The 16440-nt window shown below is 51.0% G+C and carries 16 protein-coding genes and 1 tRNA gene; 8 read left to right on the plus strand and 9 right to left on the minus strand.

Annotation, left to right across the window (positions count from 1 at the left end; all coding sequences use genetic code 11):
* Positions 1-11: 11 nt before the first annotated feature.
* Positions 12-88 (minus strand) — tRNA-Met (locus ACU8XX_RS05200).
* A gap of 208 nt (positions 89-296) precedes the next feature.
* Here ACU8XX_RS05200 and mltA point away from each other — a divergent pair.
* A complete protein-coding gene (gene mltA / locus ACU8XX_RS05205) occupies positions 297-1394 on the plus strand; it encodes a murein transglycosylase A (RefSeq protein WP_000678646.1) in 1098 nt (365 codons plus the stop codon).
* Positions 1395-1632: 238 nt separating this feature from the next.
* Positions 1633-2439 carry a tRNA cyclic N6-threonylcarbamoyladenosine(37) synthase TcdA gene (gene tcdA, locus ACU8XX_RS05210; RefSeq protein ID WP_000117728.1) on the plus strand — a complete coding sequence of 269 codons (807 nt, stop codon included), beginning with the start codon at positions 1633-1635 and terminating at the stop codon, positions 2437-2439.
* Between the two features lie 50 nt (positions 2440-2489).
* Here the strand turns inward: tcdA and csdE are convergent, their stop codons facing one another.
* The gene (gene csdE, locus ACU8XX_RS05215) at positions 2490-2933 is read right to left on the minus strand and encodes a cysteine desulfurase sulfur acceptor subunit CsdE (RefSeq protein WP_000184261.1); all 444 of its coding nucleotides are present in this window, start codon (positions 2931-2933) and stop codon (positions 2490-2492) included.
* Positions 2933-4138 (minus strand): cysteine desulfurase CsdA, encoded by a 1206-nt coding sequence (gene csdA, locus ACU8XX_RS05220; protein WP_001300698.1) that lies wholly within the window; start codon positions 4136-4138, stop codon positions 2933-2935. The genes csdE and csdA overlap by 1 nt, the downstream gene beginning before the upstream one ends.
* 191 nt (positions 4139-4329) lie before the next feature.
* On the opposite strand from csdA, the gene ACU8XX_RS05225 reads away from it, so the two are divergent.
* From ACU8XX_RS05225 to rlmM, 4 genes are all read left to right on the plus strand, one after another.
* Positions 4330-4557 carry a YgdI/YgdR family lipoprotein gene (locus ACU8XX_RS05225; protein ID WP_000750398.1) on the plus strand — a complete coding sequence of 76 codons (228 nt, stop codon included), beginning with the start codon at positions 4330-4332 and terminating at the stop codon, positions 4555-4557.
* Between the two features lie 350 nt (positions 4558-4907).
* Entirely contained in the window at positions 4908-5825 is a 918-nt protein-coding gene (gene gcvA, locus ACU8XX_RS05230; protein WP_000044401.1) for a glycine cleavage system transcriptional regulator GcvA, read from the plus strand.
* A gap of 18 nt (positions 5826-5843) precedes the next feature.
* The gene (locus ACU8XX_RS05235) at positions 5844-6239 is read left to right on the plus strand and encodes a DUF423 domain-containing protein (protein ID WP_000203905.1); all 396 of its coding nucleotides are present in this window, start codon (positions 5844-5846) and stop codon (positions 6237-6239) included.
* Positions 6232-7332, plus strand: a complete 1101-nt coding sequence (rlmM, locus tag ACU8XX_RS05240; RefSeq protein WP_001045520.1) for a 23S rRNA (cytidine(2498)-2'-O)-methyltransferase RlmM — start codon at positions 6232-6234, stop codon at positions 7330-7332. The genes ACU8XX_RS05235 and rlmM overlap by 8 nt, the downstream gene beginning before the upstream one ends.
* A 43-nt stretch (positions 7333-7375) precedes the next feature.
* Here rlmM and fucR read toward each other — a convergent pair whose 3' ends face one another.
* The 5 genes from fucR to fucP form a co-directional block, all read right to left on the minus strand.
* The gene (fucR, locus tag ACU8XX_RS05245) at positions 7376-8107 is read right to left on the minus strand and encodes an L-fucose operon activator (RefSeq protein ID WP_000642344.1); all 732 of its coding nucleotides are present in this window, start codon (positions 8105-8107) and stop codon (positions 7376-7378) included.
* Positions 8108-8164: 57 nt separating this feature from the next.
* Positions 8165-8587, minus strand: coding sequence for an L-fucose mutarotase (gene fucU, locus ACU8XX_RS05250; protein WP_000920840.1), 423 nt, complete (start codon positions 8585-8587; stop codon positions 8165-8167).
* Between the two features lies 1 nt (position 8588).
* Positions 8589-10007 (minus strand): L-fuculokinase, encoded by a 1419-nt coding sequence (fucK, locus tag ACU8XX_RS05255; RefSeq protein WP_000808378.1) that lies wholly within the window; start codon positions 10005-10007, stop codon positions 8589-8591.
* Positions 10008-10115: 108 nt separating this feature from the next.
* Positions 10116-11891, minus strand: a complete 1776-nt coding sequence (gene fucI / locus ACU8XX_RS05260) for an L-fucose isomerase (protein ID WP_000724176.1) — start codon at positions 11889-11891, stop codon at positions 10116-10118.
* Between the two features lie 32 nt (positions 11892-11923).
* The gene (gene fucP, locus ACU8XX_RS05265) at positions 11924-13240 is read right to left on the minus strand and encodes an L-fucose:H+ symporter permease (RefSeq protein WP_000528603.1); all 1317 of its coding nucleotides are present in this window, start codon (positions 13238-13240) and stop codon (positions 11924-11926) included.
* Positions 13241-13786: 546 nt separating this feature from the next.
* Between fucP and fucA the strand changes: the two genes are divergently transcribed.
* The gene (gene fucA, locus ACU8XX_RS05270; RefSeq protein WP_000440775.1) at positions 13787-14434 is read left to right on the plus strand and encodes an L-fuculose-phosphate aldolase; all 648 of its coding nucleotides are present in this window, start codon (positions 13787-13789) and stop codon (positions 14432-14434) included.
* Positions 14435-14461: 27 nt separating this feature from the next.
* Positions 14462-15610 (plus strand): lactaldehyde reductase, encoded by a 1149-nt coding sequence (gene fucO / locus ACU8XX_RS05275; RefSeq protein ID WP_000013588.1) that lies wholly within the window; start codon positions 14462-14464, stop codon positions 15608-15610.
* Between the two features lie 54 nt (positions 15611-15664).
* Here fucO and xni read toward each other — a convergent pair whose 3' ends face one another.
* The gene (gene xni, locus ACU8XX_RS05280; RefSeq protein ID WP_000268232.1) at positions 15665-16420 is read right to left on the minus strand and encodes a flap endonuclease Xni; all 756 of its coding nucleotides are present in this window, start codon (positions 16418-16420) and stop codon (positions 15665-15667) included.
* Between the last annotated feature and the right edge of the window lie 20 nt (positions 16421-16440).

A 16440-nucleotide genomic window follows, 5' to 3' on the forward strand; every position in this document is an offset into this window, starting at 1 on the left:
CAAATTTTAATTGGTTGCGGGGGCCGGATTTGAACCGACGACCTTCGGGTTATGAGCCCGACGAGCTACCAGGCTGCTCCACCCCGCGTCCGTGGATGCGCACTATACTCCGCTCGCGTTTTCATGCAACCTTTTTTTTACCCCGATCACGGATTTGGCATGATTTTGAACAAAAACAAATCACTAAAGCCTATTTTTTGTGCAAAATTTGCGTCAGGGAGAGGCTGCTCATTTCATTAAACGCGGCGGTTTGTTATCTTCGTTGCGCCTTATTTTTTAACCTGAAGAAGAGAACAATGAAAGGACGTTGGGTAAAGTACCTTCTTATGGGCACGGTTGTGGCAATGCTTGCCGCCTGCTCTTCCAAACCAACCGATCGCGGACAGCAATATAAAGACGGGAAATTTACCCAGCCTTTCTCTCTGGTGAACCAGCCAGATGCCGTTGGCGCGCCGATTAACGCCGGTGATTTTGCCGAGCAAATTAACCATATCCGTAATTCGTCACCGCGTCTGTATGGCAACCAGAGTAATGTTTATAACGCGGTGCAAGAGTGGCTGCGCGCAGGCGGTGATACCCGCAATATGCGCCAGTTCGGCATTGATGCCTGGCAGATGGAAGGTGCCGACAACTATGGTAACGTGCAGTTTACAGGCTATTACACGCCGGTAATTCAGGCGCGCCATACCCGCCAGGGCGAGTTCCAGTATCCTATTTACCGTATGCCGCCAAAACGTGGTCGTCTGCCGTCTCGTGCGGAGATCTACGCGGGGGCATTGAGTGATAAATATATTCTCGCTTACAGTAACTCCCTGATGGATAACTTCATTATGGATGTGCAGGGTAGTGGGTATATCGACTTTGGTGATGGCAGTCCGCTTAACTTTTTCAGCTATGCAGGGAAAAACGGTCATGCCTATCGCAGCATCGGTAAGGTGTTGATCGACCGTGGCGAAGTGAAAAAAGAAGATATGTCGATGCAGGCGATTCGTCACTGGGGCGAAACACACAGTGAAGCGGAGGTTCGCGAGCTGCTGGAACAGAACCCGTCTTTCGTTTTCTTTAAACCGCAATCTTTTGCACCGGTGAAAGGGGCAAGTGCGGTGCCGCTGGTTGGTCGCGCGTCAGTTGCCTCTGATCGTTCCATTATTCCGCCAGGTACTACCTTGCTGGCAGAAGTGCCGTTGCTGGATAATAACGGCAAATTTAATGGTCAGTACGAACTGCGTCTGATGGTGGCGCTGGATGTCGGTGGTGCAATCAAAGGCCAACACTTCGATATCTATCAAGGGATCGGGCCGGAAGCCGGACACCGCGCAGGTTGGTACAACCACTATGGACGTGTCTGGGTGCTGAAAACCGCCCCGGGCGCAGGTAACGTCTTTAGCGGCTGATGTGATATTCTGTATGCCGTTTTTACGGATATGACAGGGTGAGGGGTAACCTCACATCCTGATTATTGACTAAGTGCGCGTTGTTCATGCCGGATGCGGCGTGAACGCCTTATCCGGCCTACAAATCATGCAAATCCAAAATATTGCAGGAGTTATGTAGGCCTGATAAGCGTAGCGCATCAGGCATTTATGCGTTTAGGGTGAGGGATAACCTCGCCCTTTTTAATTCTGAGGTGCTATGTCTGTGGTAATTAGTGATGCATGGCGTCAGCGTTTTGGTGGCACAGCGCGTCTGTATGGTGAAAAAGCGTTGCAACTGTTTGCTGACGCGCATATTTGTGTGGTTGGTATCGGTGGTGTCGGTTCCTGGGCGGCGGAAGCGCTGGCGCGCACGGGGATTGGCGCAATCACGCTTATCGATATGGATGATGTGTGCGTCACCAATACCAATCGGCAAATTCATGCCCTGCGCGATAACGTTGGGCTGGCAAAAGCGGAAGTTATGGCGGAGCGTATTCGCCAGATTAACCCGGAGTGCCGTGTAACGGTGGTGGATGATTTCGTGACGCCGGATAACGTAGCGCAGTATATGAGCGTGGGTTATTCGTACGTGATTGATGCCATTGATAGTGTACGGCCCAAAGCGGCGCTGATTGCTTATTGTCGGCGCAATAAAATCCCACTGGTCACAACCGGTGGCGCGGGTGGGCAGATTGATCCGACGCAGATTCAGGTTACCGATCTGGCGAAAACGATTCAGGACCCGCTGGCGGCGAAGTTGCGCGAGCGCCTGAAAAGCGATTTTGGCGTAGTGAAAAACAGTAAAGGTAAGCTCGGCGTGGATTGCGTGTTTTCTACTGAAGCGCTGGTGTACCCGCAGTCAGACGGTACGGTGTGTGCGATGAAAGCCACGGCAGAAGGGCCGAAGCGGATGGATTGTGCATCTGGATTTGGCGCGGCAACGATGGTGACCGCCACCTTTGGGTTTGTTGCGGTTTCTCATGCGCTGAAGAAGATGATGGCGAAAGCGGCGCGTCAGGGTTAAACAATCAGGTCGGATGAGACGCGAACGTCTTATCCGACCCGGTTCTGTGCTTAAACCTGCTTCGTCGCAGCGATAATCGCCTCGCTTAACGCATTTAACCCCTGGCTGCGTGAGGCGCTAAGCTGCGCACGTAATCCCAGCTCATCAAACAATGCCAGTGGTGACTGTGCCTGCAACTCGGCGGCGGTTTTCCCCTCAACGGCAGTCAACAACACCGCCAGCAGGCCGCGCACAATGCGCCCTTCGCTGTCGCCAAAGAAATGCATTTTGCCGTTTTCAGCCACTGTATATCCTAGCCAGACGCGGTTTTCGCATCCGGCAATCTCTTTAGCCTGCGCTTTTAACTCGTCTGGCAATGCCGGAAGCTGTTTCCCCAGCATGATCAACTGGCGATATTTATCTTCCCATTGCGTCAACGGTGCGAAGGTATTGCGTAACGTTTCTGCGGTTACGGTTGTGCCGAACGGATGTCCGGCGAATTGCGGGTTTGTCATTAATCCACCAATAATTCCAGCGCGCGGTCAACGGCATTCACCAGCGCATCCACATCACTCTTTGTATTATATGGCGCAAAAGAGGCGCGCAGTGTGCCGGTTACGCCTAATTCTGCCAGTAGCGGCTGAGCGCAATGCTGCCCGGCCCGCAGGGCAATACCGTACTCCGCCAGCAGCGTCACCATATCGCTATGATGAACGCCAGCAAAATCAAAGGCCAGCAGGCTGGAATCCTGGCAGCGGAATGAACGAAAGCCGGGACGTTTCGCCAGCGCATCTTCCGCCAGCGTTGCTAAGCTACGGCTCCAGCTTTCGGCCTGGTTGATATCGTAATCTGCCAGCCATTCCAGCGCCGCGCTTAATCCTATGACACCAGCGACATTTGGCGTTCCAGCTTCCAGTTTCCACGGCGCAGATTGAGTCGTGAAGCCGTCAAAACTCACTTCGTGAACCATTTTGCCGCCGCCCAGCCAGGGCGACATCGCCTCCAGCAGTTCTGATTTACCATACAGCACGCCGATACCTGTCGGGCCATACAGTTTGTGACCTGAAAAAGCATAGAAATCAATATCCAGTTGCTGAACATCCGCGGGGAAATGCACTGCCCCCTGAGCACCATCAACCATCACCACCATCCCGGCTGAATGAGCAAAGGTAATCGCTCGCGCCAGATCCGGGCAACCGCCAGTAACGTTCGACATCTGACCCAACGCCAGAATCCGACTACGGGGAGTAATCAGTTCTGGCAACAAATCGACATCCGGCAGTCGCTGCGCATTAAGCGGCAATTTCACCACTTTGGCTCCAGTTTGTTGGGCGACCATCAGCCAGGGGACGAGGTTGGCGTGGTGTTCTGCCACGCTGACAATAATCTCATCGCCCGGTTGCAGACGCGGACGCGCATAGCATTGTGCCACCATGTTGATGGATTCAGTGGTGCCGCGCGTCCAGACGATAGTTTTATCATCCGGTGCATTCAGTAATTGCGCCACTTTCTCTCGTGCAGCTTCATAACGCGCGGTCAGGCGTTGGGCTTCGGCAAACTGGCTGCGATGGACGTTTCCGGCGCTCAGACTGTAAAACTGTTGGGTGGCTTCAACCACGGCTTCAGGTTTAAGCGCGGTCGCGGCGCTGTCGAGATAGACGCCCGCATCCTGTAGTGCGGGAAACTGGGCGCGAAACTGCGCGGGATTAAAAACGTTCATGGTACTCCTCGGCTTGATGCACCGATCGTGACGCAAAATTCACTTTGATACAAGGAGAGTGCTAACCATCAGAATTATCTGGATATCCTGGCGAAGCCGCGTAAGTAACATATGCTGAATAGTGTTAGGCGTTAATTTTAGCCTGTTAATCAATACTATTAAGATTTATTAATCGCTTTAAGGAGAAGATGATGAAAAAGACTGCCGCAATTATTTCTGCCTGTATGCTGACTTTTGCCCTGAGCGCCTGTTCCGGTTCGAACTATGTGATGCACACCAATGACGGACGTACCATCGTCTCTGACGGCAAACCACAGACTGATAACGATACCGGTATGATTTCGTATAAAGACGCTAATGGCAACAAACAGCAGATCAACCGTACTGACGTGAAAGAGATGGTCGAACTGGATCAGTAATTCGCGATCGCAAGGTAAAAAAAAGCACCGCAATTAGGCGGTGCTACATTAATCACTATGGACAGACAGGGTAAATGTACAGGAAGTGAAAAAAGGTAGCTTTGCTACCATGGTCTGAATCGCAGACCAATTGCAAACACAACAACACAACATCACAACCGTAAGCCAAAAGTTCACCAGAACACGCATTCCGATAAAACTTTTCGTTCCGGCTCAGGAAGTGCCGCCACTATAGGTATTTGCTGGTAGAAGCTCAACGGACAATTTATAATGGCTCAGATTAAAAAAACTAATAGGTTACATAGTGTGATCTAATTGTTAAATTCATTTAACATCAAAGTTTAATAGCCATGTCTAAACGATTACCACCGCTAAATGCCTTACGAGTTTTTGATGCCGCAGCACGCCATTTAAGTTTCACTCGCGCAGCAGAAGAGCTTTTTGTGACCCAAGCCGCAGTAAGTCATCAAATCAAGTCTCTTGAGGATTTTTTGGGGCTAAAACTGTTCCGCCGCCGTAATCGTTCACTCCTGCTGACCGAGGAAGGGCAAAGCTATTTCCTCGATATCAAAGAGATATTTTCGCAATTAACCGAAGCGACGCGTAAACTCCAGGCCCGTAGCGCCAAGGGGGCGTTGACGGTCAGTTTACTCCCCAGTTTCGCCATTCATTGGTTGGTTCCGCGACTTTCCAGCTTTAATTCAGCTTATCCGGGAATTGACGTTCGAATCCAGGCGGTTGATCGTCAGGAAGATAAGCTGGCGGATGATGTTGATGTGGCGATATTTTATGGTCGGGGCAACTGGCCGGGGCTACGGGTGGAAAAACTGTACGCCGAATATTTATTGCCGGTGTGTTCGCCGCTACTGCTGACTGGCGAAAAACCCTTGAAGACACCGGAAGATCTGGCTAAACATACGTTATTACATGATGCTTCGCGCCGTGACTGGCAGACATATACCCGACAGTTGGGGTTAAATCATATCAACGTTCAGCAAGGGCCAATTTTTAGCCATAGCGCCATGGTGCTGCAAGCGGCTATCCACGGGCAGGGAGTGGCGCTGGCAAATAACGTGATGGCGCAATCTGAAATCGAGGCCGGACGTCTTGTTTGCCCGTTTAATGATGTTCTGGTCAGTAAAAATGCTTTTTATCTGGTTTGTCATGACAGTCAGGCAGAACTGGGTAAAATAGCCGCCTTTCGCCAATGGATCCTGGCGAAAGCCGCTGCTGAACAAGAAAAATTCCGCTTTCGTTATGAACAATAATTTACGTAGGGTACGACCATGACCAGCCGTTTTATGCTGATTTTCGCCGCCATTAGCGGCTTCATTTTTGTGGCTCTGGGCGCTTTTGGCGCGCATGTGTTAAGTAAAACCATGGGGGCCGTTGAGATGGGCTGGATCCAGACCGGCCTAGAATACCAGGCGTTTCATACGCTGGCGATCTTAGGTCTGGCGGTGGCAATGCAGCGTCGCATCAGTATCTGGTTTTACTGGAGTAGCGTTTTCCTCGCGTTAGGCACGGTGCTGTTCAGCGGCAGCCTTTATTGCCTGGCACTGTCCCATCTGCGTTTGTGGGCGTTTGTCACTCCGGTTGGCGGCGTGAGCTTCCTTGCGGGCTGGGCGTTAATGTTAGTTGGTGCTATCCGTTTAAAGCGCAAGGGCGTAAGTCATGAATAAGGTTGTATTGCTGTGCCGTCCGGGCTTTGAAAAAGAGTGCGCCGCAGAAATTACCGATAAAGCCGGCCAGCGGGAAATTTTCGGTTTTGCCCGCGTGAAAGAGAATGCGGGTTATGTCATTTATGAATGTTATCAACCTGATGATGGCGATAAGTTAATCCGTGAGCTGCCGTTCAGTTCATTAATTTTTGCCCGCCAGTGGTTTGTGGTGGGGGAACTCCTGCAGCATTTGCCGCCAGAAGATCGTATTACCCCCATTGTCGGCATGTTACAGGGCGTAGTAGAGAAGGGCGGTGAACTGCGTGTTGAAGTTGCCGATACCAACGAAAGCAAAGAGTTGCTGAAATTCTGCCGTAAATTCACCGTGCCGCTACGCGCTGCCTTGCGCGATGCCGGGGTGCTGGCGAACTATGAAACGCCGAAGCGTCCGGTAGTGCATGTATTCTTCATTGCACCAGGCTGCTGCTATACCGGTTACTCATACAGCAACAATAATTCGCCGTTCTATATGGGCATTCCGCGCCTGAAATTTCCGGCAGATGCGCCGAGTCGTTCTACGCTCAAACTGGAAGAGGCATTTCATGTGTTTATTCCTGCGGATGAGTGGGATGAACGCCTGGCGAACGGGATGTGGGCGGTGGATTTGGGCGCTTGCCCAGGCGGCTGGACCTACCAACTGGTGAAGCGCAACATGTGGGTTTATTCCGTCGACAACGGCCCGATGGCGCAAAGTCTGATGGATACCGGGCAGGTGACGTGGCTGCGGGAAGACGGGTTTAAATTCCGTCCGACACGCAGCAATATCTCCTGGATGGTATGCGATATGGTTGAAAAACCGGCGAAAGTTGCGGCATTGATGGCGCAGTGGCTGGTTAATGGCTGGTGTCGTGAAACCATTTTCAACCTCAAACTGCCGATGAAAAAACGCTACGAAGAAGTGTCACACAATCTGGCGTATATTCAGGCACAGCTTGATGAACATGGCATAAATGCTCAGATTCAGGCGCGGCAGTTGTATCACGATCGCGAAGAAGTGACGGTGCACGTCCGCCGCATCTGGGCTGCGGTGGGTGGTCGTCGCGACGAGCGATAACAGGCAAGGCCGGGGCGTCGTCTCCGGCCTGCTACCCTTTCCGTCAGGCTGTTACCAAAGAAGTTGCAACCTGGCGCTCATCAGAAATAATGTGCGTTACCTCATCCAGATGCCCGATGCGGGCTTCCCCTGAACGATTAAATTTACTTTTATCAATCAATAACAACGATTGCGCGGCACGTTTTAATAGCATCGATTTGTAATCAGCGTTGATGGCATTGGAGTCCCACAGTGCGCCGCTGCTATCGATCCCTTCACAAGAAAAAATAAACAGATCGATTTCCAGCGATTTAAGTTGGGAAATCAGCGAGGGATTGACGTAACAGCCATATTTGCGCTCAAGTGTGCCGCCGGAACTGATCAGTTGAATGCGTTCGCGTTTACCGAGTTCATGGCAAATCGGATGGCTATTGGTGAAGACCTGAATGTTGATGTCAGGCAACTGGCGTGCCAGATACCAGCAAGTTGAACTGGCGTCTAAGGCTATCACCATCCCTTCTTCAATCCACGCGAGCGCCTCGCGCGCGATATCTGCTTTATGCGCATAATGGCTTTTCAGCCTGATGTGAAAGGGATCGCCACTGTCTTGATTTTGACGGTGGATATATTTAGCGCGTCCATGATTGCGCAGAATTTTACCCTGCGTCTGTAATTCATTGAGATCGCGACGAATGGTTTCTTTACTGACCTTTAGCTGTTCAGAGAGAGCTTCCGTGGTCAGGCTGGTATGGTTCAGCAGCAGGTCGACTATCGCTTGCTGGCGTGCCGCTTTCATATTTTTCACCCCATCATTCGATAACCGCCCGCGTCATGCGGGCGTACCGGTATGAGATTACGGTGTTACCCCTTTTTTTAAAAGAATATTCCCGTACTTCGCTCGTTCGCCTGTGATAACGATCGCAAAGGCTTTTTGCGCCCGTTCATAAAACGCAAAACGATTGATGCGGATGATGTCAGGACACGGGGCTTGTAGTGAAAGCGCATTACGGTAACGTCGTTCTACTTCAGGATCGAGAGTGTCACCTTCTACCGCCGCCATCATCACCAGCGGCGGTGCATAACTGTCCAGTTCAAATAACGGGATAATCGCCTGGAGCAAGTCGCTCACCAACAGGCCATCAGCGCGGATCACCTGCGGTCCCATCGAATGGGCGGGAAAGTGAGCATCGGAAAAAATAATTTCATCTCCATGCCCCATCTCTGCCAGCACTTTCAATAGTTCGGGAGAAATTAACGGCGAAATTGTTTTCAGCATTTCACACTTCCTCTATAAATTCAGGTTCAGTTTGCGGGTAGAAATAACGGTACTGATAATGAATCTGCGCGCGGGCTTCTTCCGGGCTGTTAAATTCCCCTACGCCATACCAACCGAACAGCGCAGCTCCTGCGACGGTCGTTTCGGCGTCGTCGAGAACTTTTACCGGAATATCAAGCATATTGGCTTTAATCTGATTCCACAATGTGTTGCGACTTCCTCCACCGACTAACAATAATTCAGAGGCTTTAAAGTGCCCGATTTTTTCCAGCATCTGTAGATTGCGCTGTAATTGCGCGGTTAACCCTTCCAGCGCCGCGCGATAGAAATGCCCCCGCGTGGTATTAAGCGTCACTCCTTGCCAGCCAGCGTTCTGACACGACAATAAATCACACTGCATTTTCACGCCATCCGCGCCAGGCGCGATCAGACGAGCCTCTTCAATCAACATTTGCCAGGGTGTTTCAGCCGTCCAGAACAGTTTTCTCACCCATTCCAGCACGCCGGATGCCAGCCATTGCATACCTGGGTTATACAATCCTGCCTGGCTATCCAGTTCGCAGGTGGAACCGGCGTACTGACTTAACAGCGAAGTATCAACCTGGGCGCTACGGACCATTAAAATTTCCCATGTACCGGAGGAGAGCACGGGTTCATTTTGTTCGGCACCAGCGCCAAAAAGGGCGAACTGGGTATCGTGACCTGCGGAAATCACCGGTATGCCAACGGGTAAGCCGAGCATTGCTGCGGCGCTGTTCTGTAGCGTACCAATCTGTTCACCCGCTTCCACCAGACGAGGGAAGAGTCGGCGTGGAATACCAGTGGCTTGTAAAATTTGCGGACTGAAATCGCGTTGCTGGATATCCAGCATCTGGCTGGTTCCGGCCATCGTGATATCAGTAGTGAATTCGCCGGTTAAACGGTGGTTAATCAGCGACGAAATAAAGAGCCAGGCGTGCGCGCGTTCCAGCAGTTGTGGATGATTTTCTTTCAACCACACCAACTTATATAACGTATTGAAACTAAAGGCTCCGACGCCAGAAATAGCCTGCAACCGCTGTGCGGAGATCAACTGTTCAATATTGTCCATAACCGCTGCTGTTCGCGGACATTTCCAGCTAATGATCGGATAGAGCAGATTGCCTTGCTTATCTACCAGAGCGCCATCCACACCAAAGGTGGTGACGGCGATACCGCGGATGTGGCATTCAGTCAGTTCACTATTGATTTGCCGACAGCAATCAGCAAAGCGTTGCAAAATGGCGTCTAAAGACCACTGGTGCCAGGTGTTGTTTTCCATCGCGATATCGCTGGCATTAGGCGTTGAGGCGCGGGCAACAATTTTTCCCTGCCGATTAACCGCGATGGCCCTGACATTGGTCGCGCCACAGTCGAGTACCAGGATAACTTCTTGTTTCATAATCGCTCCTGCAATATAGCCGGATAACATTGCTTATCCGGCTAACCACTCTTGCTTGTTCAGGCCCGGTAGCCGGAGCGACCGGGCATCACATCAGGGAGTAATGTATTAACGCTTGTACAACGGGCCGTAGTTCTGGCAAGCGCGGTAATCCTGGCCTTCAATATCCATGCCGTGCGCAGCCCAGGCAGAAGGACGATACACTTTGGTCTCTTCAACGTTGTGCATACATACCGGGATACGCAGCATGGAGGCGAGAGTGATAAAGTCTGCGCCAACGTGGCCGATGGTCAGAACCCCATGGTTAGCGCCCCAGTTCGCCATTACCGAGTACACATCCGTAAACGGCCCTTTACCGGTGAGGCGCGGTGCAAACCAGGTGGTTGGCCAGGTTGAGTTGGTGCGTTTGTTGAGGATGTCATGCACATCCTTCGGCAATTCCACGCTCCAGCCTTCCGCGATTTGCAGTACCGGTCCCAGGCCTTTGATGATGTTGACACGAGTCATGGTGAACGGGACGCCGCCTTCGGTAAGGAAGCGGGAAGAGTAACCGCCGCCACGGAAGTATTCGTGGATCGCCGGGCACCATTCGGTAGCGGCGAGGCAAGCGTCAGCCTCTTGCTGAGAGATTTCCCAGTGTGGCTTCATCGTCGGGTTACCTTCGCTGTCGCGTTGTTTACAGGAACCGTCCAGCGCAGCAGAACCTGAGTTGATCAAATGGATGATGCCGTGTTCTGCCAGTCCATCGAGTTTATGCCCCGTTACACGCTCAATTGCTTCTGGTGACCAGTAGGTACGCACATCGGCAAATACCTGAGCGGTGCCGGTGAGCTGGTGACCCATTAGCATTGCCACGCCGTTAAGACTGTCGTTTTCGGTCGCCACGACAAAGGGTTCGCGCACGCCATTCCAGTCAAATGAACTGTTGAGGATCGCTTCGGCGGTGTCACCATTGGGATATTGATCGGTCCAGTGACGTTGCCCCTGGAAGCCCGCAGCGATGGCGTTGTAGCCAAGTGATTCTTCCACGCGACCAATATCGGCCAGTTTGCTGTTGCCTTGCATCATGTCGCGGATACACATCGCCATCAGTAAACTTTCGCGCAGAACTGCGCGGCTTTGCTCGGCATTACGTTGATACTGTTTGTTATTTTCATCTTCGCCATAGCGGAAGTTTTTATCAGCCCAGGCCAGCGCCATTTCCAGTTCGGCTTCGTCGTAAATCTGCTGATCGATACGGCGACGCAGTTCGGTCATATCCACCGCCTGGACTTTCATTCCCAGCCAGGATTCAAAGAAGTTGTGATCAACAATAGAACCGGCGATACCCATCGAAACGCCGCCCAGCGACAGATAGCTTTTACCTTTCATGCTGGCGACGGCCAAACCGGCGCGGGCAAAGCGCAGCAGTTTTTCTTCAACATCGGCAGGAATCGATGTGTCATCGGCATCCTGAACGTCATGACCGTAAATGGAGAATGCCGGGATGCCTTTCTGGCTGTGAGCTGCCAGAGCCGCTGCCAGGTAAACAGCGCCGGGACGTTCAGTGCCGTTAAAGCCCCAAATGGCTTTCGGGCGGGTTGGATCCATGTCGATGGTTTCACTGCCATAGCACCAGCAAGGCGTTACCGTAATGGTGAGGCCTACATTCTGACTGCTGAATTTTTCTTCGCAAGCAGCGGCTTCAGCCATACCCGCGATACAGGTATCGGAAATGACACACTCGACGGCAGCTCCGCAGGCATGGCGCAGTTTCTCGGTCAGCAGTGCGGCCGTAGCTTTCGCCATATTCATTGTTTGTTCTTCAAGCGACTCACGAACACCCATGCGACGACCGTCAATAACCGGGCGGATACCAATTTTCGGTAAGCTGATTTTTTTCATTACAGATTCCTCACTTTATTCGGAAAATATGTTCAGTTAGTTGCCGTTTGAGAACGGAAACGGGCAAAGATAAAGATGACCGCGAAGCAGAGTGCGGGGATCAGTTCAGCAGTGGGGATGTTGCCCGCCGCGTCACTGACAAAACCCATGACCGGAGTGACAATACCGCCGCCAATAATGGTCATAACGATGAAGGACGAACCGTATTTGGTGTCCTGGCCGAGATTCTTAATGCCCAGCGAGAAGATTGTTGGGTACTGAATCGACATAAAGGCGCTGCATAAAGTCAGGGCTATTAAGCCCACATGACCGCCAGCGAAGGCTGAGATCAGGCACAGTGCCATAGCGATTAATGCGTAGGCGGCCAGGACTTTGTGTGGTGCGAAGCGACTGATGAGCCAGGTACCGGTGAAACGACCAATAAAGAAGCACACCATGGTTCCGGTTAAATAGTTAGCGGCAAAGCCTGCAGTCATACCTGGAATTTCTTCTACAGCGTAGCGAATCAAATAGCTCCAGCAGGCCGTTTGTGCGCCGACATAGCAGAATTGCGCTAATACCGCCCAGCGCCAGTGACGAATACGCGCCAGACGAGAAAGCGATGCGGAGAACGATCCTTGTTTGGCGTCACTGTGATTATCACTCTGCAATGCCGGGAATTTCGTCAGCATGATCAGCAGGGCGACCAGTAACACGATAGCCACGATGATCATATAAGGTGTCTGTACCGATAATACCAGGCTGTGTTTATACGCACTCAATTGCTCTGGAGACATTTTATCGAGAACGTCTTGCGATTGATGTGGCACGTTAGACAAAATAAGACTTTGCCCAAAGACAACCGCGATAATTGCGCCAAACGAGTTAAATGTTTGCGCAAGATTTAAGCGGAAGTGACCACTGCTTTCTGGCCCTAATACCGTAACAAAAGGGTTTGCGGCAGTTTCCAGACAACCTAATCCGGCTGCAATAATAAATAGGCCAACTAAAAATAAGGTGTAGTTCATTATTTCTGCAGCGGGCCAGAATAATGCAGCGCCCAAGGCATATAAAAATAATCCGGTAATAATCCCTGCTTTATAACTGAGTTTTTTCATCAATATCCCAGCAGGGATTGGGATAATGAAATAACCAAAGTAAAAGGCCGATTGGATCAGGCCAGCCTGGAAATTTGTCAGCGTAAAAGCCTGCTGGAATTGAGGTAATAAAATGTCGTTAAGGTTATTGGCTACCGCCCAAAGAAAAAACAGTGAGCACAGCAGCGCGAATGGAATAATGTAACTTCTGCTTTGCCCTGCATCTTTATCTACCGCACGGTAACTCTGCGTTTGTATTGATGTGTTTCCCATAGCATCCTCTTAGGTTCAGAAGCTTAAGCACGTAATCGGTTATGTTTTCAAAAGTGCAAAACCAGCGAGTTCGGGCTTCATATCAGTGAATATTTGCCTGTCTGAAATGAACTCATGGATTCATTTTCAAATAAAAAACGCTCTGTAATATGACGGCGGTCACACTTATTAGCTGGAAGGTGACTTTATGTGACTACCATCACTTTAATAATCGAAATTTCATGCCCGTTTCAGAAAATAAATCATAAAAAACACAAACCAGATGACCGTATTAATTGTTTGTGCCGAAAACGGGCATTCCTGGCTGGGAGAAGTAGAAAAATGACCGTTTTGATAAATATTTTTAAGAGCGGTCATTTTTAATGGGGTTATAAAAAGAGAACTTGCAGTTATTTACTGTGATTAGTTGAACCAGGTCACAAAATATAAGCTTGTGAATTTCTTTCTTGTTAATCAGGAAGAAGATGGTGGGTAATTAAACGGCTAATTCAATAGTGTGAAAGGAACAACATTATTGCCCTGTTTTGAATCAGAGAGAGGTAGCTAATGGAACGAAATAAACTTGCTCGTCAGATTATTGACACTTGCCTGGAAATGACCCGCCTGGGACTGAACCAGGGGACAGCGGGGAACGTCAGTGTACGTTATCAGGATGGGATGCTGATTACGCCTACAGGCATTCCATATGAAAAACTGACGGAGTCGCATATTGTCTTTATTGATGGCAACGGTAAACATGAGGAAGGAAAGCTCCCCTCAAGCGAATGGCGTTTCCATATGGCGGCCTATCAAAGCAGACCGGATGCCAACGCGGTTGTTCACAATCATGCCGTTCATTGCACAGCAGTTTCCATTCTTAACCGACCGATCCCCGCTATTCACTACATGATTGCGGCGGCTGGCGGTAATTCTATTCCTTGCGCGCCTTATGCGACCTTTGGAACACGCGAACTTTCTGAACATGTTGCGCTGGCTCTCAAAAATCGTAAGGCAACTTTGTTACAACATCATGGGCTTATCGCTTGTGAGGTGAATCTGGAAAAAGCGTTATGGCTGGCGCATGAAGTTGAAGTGCTGGCGCAACTTTACCTGACGACCCTGGCGATTACGGACCCGGTGCCAGTGCTGAGCGATGAAGAGATTGCCGTAGTGCTGGAGAAATTCAAAACCTATGGGTTACGGATTGAAGAGTAATTTCGTAAAGCAACAAGGAGAAGGATGATGGCTAACAGAATGATTCTGAACGAAACGGCATGGTTTGGTCGGGGTGCTGTTGGGGCTTTAACCGATGAGGTGAAACGCCGTGGTTATCAGAAGGCGCTGATCGTCACCGATAAAACGCTGGTGCAATGCGGCGTGGTGGCGAAAGTGACCGATAAGATGGATGCTGCAGGGCTGGCATGGGCGATTTACGACGGCGTAGTGCCCAACCCAACAATTACTGTCGTCAAAGAAGGGCTCGGTGTATTCCAGAATAGCGGCGCGGATTACCTGATCGCTATTGGTGGTGGTTCTCCACAGGATACTTGTAAAGCGATTGGCATTATCAGCAACAACCCGGAGTTTGCCGATGTGCGTAGCCTGGAAGGGCTTTCCCCGACCAATAAACCCAGTGTACCGATTCTGGCAATTCCTACCACAGCAGGTACTGCGGCAGAAGTGACCATTAACTACGTGATCACTGACGAAGAGAAACGGCGCAAGTTTGTTTGCGTTGATCCGCATGATATCCCGCAGGTGGCGTTTATTGACGCTGACATGATGGATGGTATGCCTCCAGCGCTGAAAGCTGCGACGGGTGTCGATGCGCTCACTCATGCTATTGAGGGGTATATTACCCGTGGCGCGTGGGCGCTAACCGATGCACTGCACATTAAAGCGATTGAAATCATTGCTGGGGCGCTGCGAGGATCGGTTGCTGGTGATAAGGATGCCGGAGAAGAAATGGCGCTCGGGCAGTATGTTGCGGGTATGGGCTTCTCGAATGTTGGGTTAGGGTTGGTGCATGGTATGGCGCATCCACTGGGCGCGTTTTATAACACTCCACACGGTGTTGCGAACGCCATCCTGTTACCGCATGTCATGCGTTATAACGCTGACTTTACCGGTGAGAAGTACCGCGATATCGCGCGCGTTATGGGCGTGAAAGTGGAAGGTATGAGCCTGGAAGAGGCGCGTAATGCCGCTGTTGAAGCGGTGTTTGCTCTCAACCGTGATGTCGGTATTCCGCCACATTTGCGTGATGTTGGTGTACGCAAGGAAGACATTCCGGCACTGGCGCAGGCGGCACTGGATGATGTTTGTACCGGTGGCAACCCGCGTGAAGCAACGCTTGAGGATATTGTAGAGCTTTACCATACCGCCTGGTAAATGCGCTGATGTGATAATGCCGGATACGACGTTTGCGGCGTATCCGGCTCGCCGTTACCGTACCAACCGCAATTGCTGTAAATTGCCGTCGATATGCAAATCGGTTTGTAAGCGGGCAATATCGCGGCACAGAAACGCCATCTCTTTATGGGTTTCTAATTTTTTGCGCCACTTTTCGGCAACCGCATCCAGATTCTCATATATCCCTTCCAGACTCTGAAACTCGACCAGCAGCTGCGTGGCGCTTTTTGGTCCGATTCCCGCAACACCCGGTACCTTTGAACTGCTGATCCCCGCAAGTCCCCAGTAATCGGGCAACTGCTGCGGTTGAACGCCAAATTCTTTATCGATAAATGGCGCATCCAGCCAACGTTTCTGGAAGTAATCACGAATACGTAATGTCGGTGAAAGTAACTGACAGTAGCCTTTATCTGTCGAAACAATCGTTGCCTGATGCCCGGCCTGTGTCACTTTGACCGCCAGCGTGGCGGCTAAGTCATCGGCTTCGTTGCCGCTGGTTGACCAGCACGGGACGCCGCGTTGCTCAAAGGCGGCGCGTAATGCAGGCATCTCGTCGTGCAACTCTTCCGGCATTGGCGGTCGACCCGCTTTGTAATCTGGTAAACGCTGATGACGCCAGCCGCTACTGCGGTTTTCATCATCAAAAACGGCGACCGCGTGGGTTGGCTGGCTGTGCATAATGAGCTGATCGAGCGCATGCTGGCAGGTTTCGACACAGGGCGATCCCTGAACGGCATGAATGCGACGAATAAGATTCAGTGCATCGACAATAAGCAAATGAACAGCCACGATAACCCCCTTAAAGATCA

The organism is Escherichia sp. MAL-1 (genome assembly GCF_052948035.1).

What these genes read in the sequence shown, in the direction of transcription:
- mltA (WP_000678646.1), top strand. Translation starts at nt 297, where the DNA reads ATGAAAGGACGTTGGGTAAAGTACCTTCTTATGGGCACGGTTGTGGCA.
- tcdA (WP_000117728.1), top strand. Translation starts at nt 1,633, where the DNA reads ATGTCTGTGGTAATTAGTGATGCATGGCGTCAGCGTTTTGGTGGCACA.
- csdE (WP_000184261.1), bottom strand. Translation starts at nt 2,933, where the DNA reads ATGACAAACCCGCAATTCGCCGGACATCCGTTCGGCACAACCGTAACC.
- csdA (WP_001300698.1), bottom strand. Translation starts at nt 4,138, where the DNA reads ATGAACGTTTTTAATCCCGCGCAGTTTCGCGCCCAGTTTCCCGCACTA.
- ACU8XX_RS05225 (WP_000750398.1), top strand. Translation starts at nt 4,330, where the DNA reads ATGAAAAAGACTGCCGCAATTATTTCTGCCTGTATGCTGACTTTTGCC.
- gcvA (WP_000044401.1), top strand. Translation starts at nt 4,908, where the DNA reads ATGTCTAAACGATTACCACCGCTAAATGCCTTACGAGTTTTTGATGCC.
- ACU8XX_RS05235 (WP_000203905.1), top strand. Translation starts at nt 5,844, where the DNA reads ATGACCAGCCGTTTTATGCTGATTTTCGCCGCCATTAGCGGCTTCATT.
- rlmM (WP_001045520.1), top strand. Translation starts at nt 6,232, where the DNA reads ATGAATAAGGTTGTATTGCTGTGCCGTCCGGGCTTTGAAAAAGAGTGC.
- fucR (WP_000642344.1), bottom strand. Translation starts at nt 8,107, where the DNA reads ATGAAAGCGGCACGCCAGCAAGCGATAGTCGACCTGCTGCTGAACCAT.
- fucU (WP_000920840.1), bottom strand. Translation starts at nt 8,587, where the DNA reads ATGCTGAAAACAATTTCGCCGTTAATTTCTCCCGAACTATTGAAAGTG.
- fucK (WP_000808378.1), bottom strand. Translation starts at nt 10,007, where the DNA reads ATGAAACAAGAAGTTATCCTGGTACTCGACTGTGGCGCGACCAATGTC.
- fucI (WP_000724176.1), bottom strand. Translation starts at nt 11,891, where the DNA reads ATGAAAAAAATCAGCTTACCGAAAATTGGTATCCGCCCGGTTATTGAC.
- fucP (WP_000528603.1), bottom strand. Translation starts at nt 13,240, where the DNA reads ATGGGAAACACATCAATACAAACGCAGAGTTACCGTGCGGTAGATAAA.
- fucA (WP_000440775.1), top strand. Translation starts at nt 13,787, where the DNA reads ATGGAACGAAATAAACTTGCTCGTCAGATTATTGACACTTGCCTGGAA.
- fucO (WP_000013588.1), top strand. Translation starts at nt 14,462, where the DNA reads ATGGCTAACAGAATGATTCTGAACGAAACGGCATGGTTTGGTCGGGGT.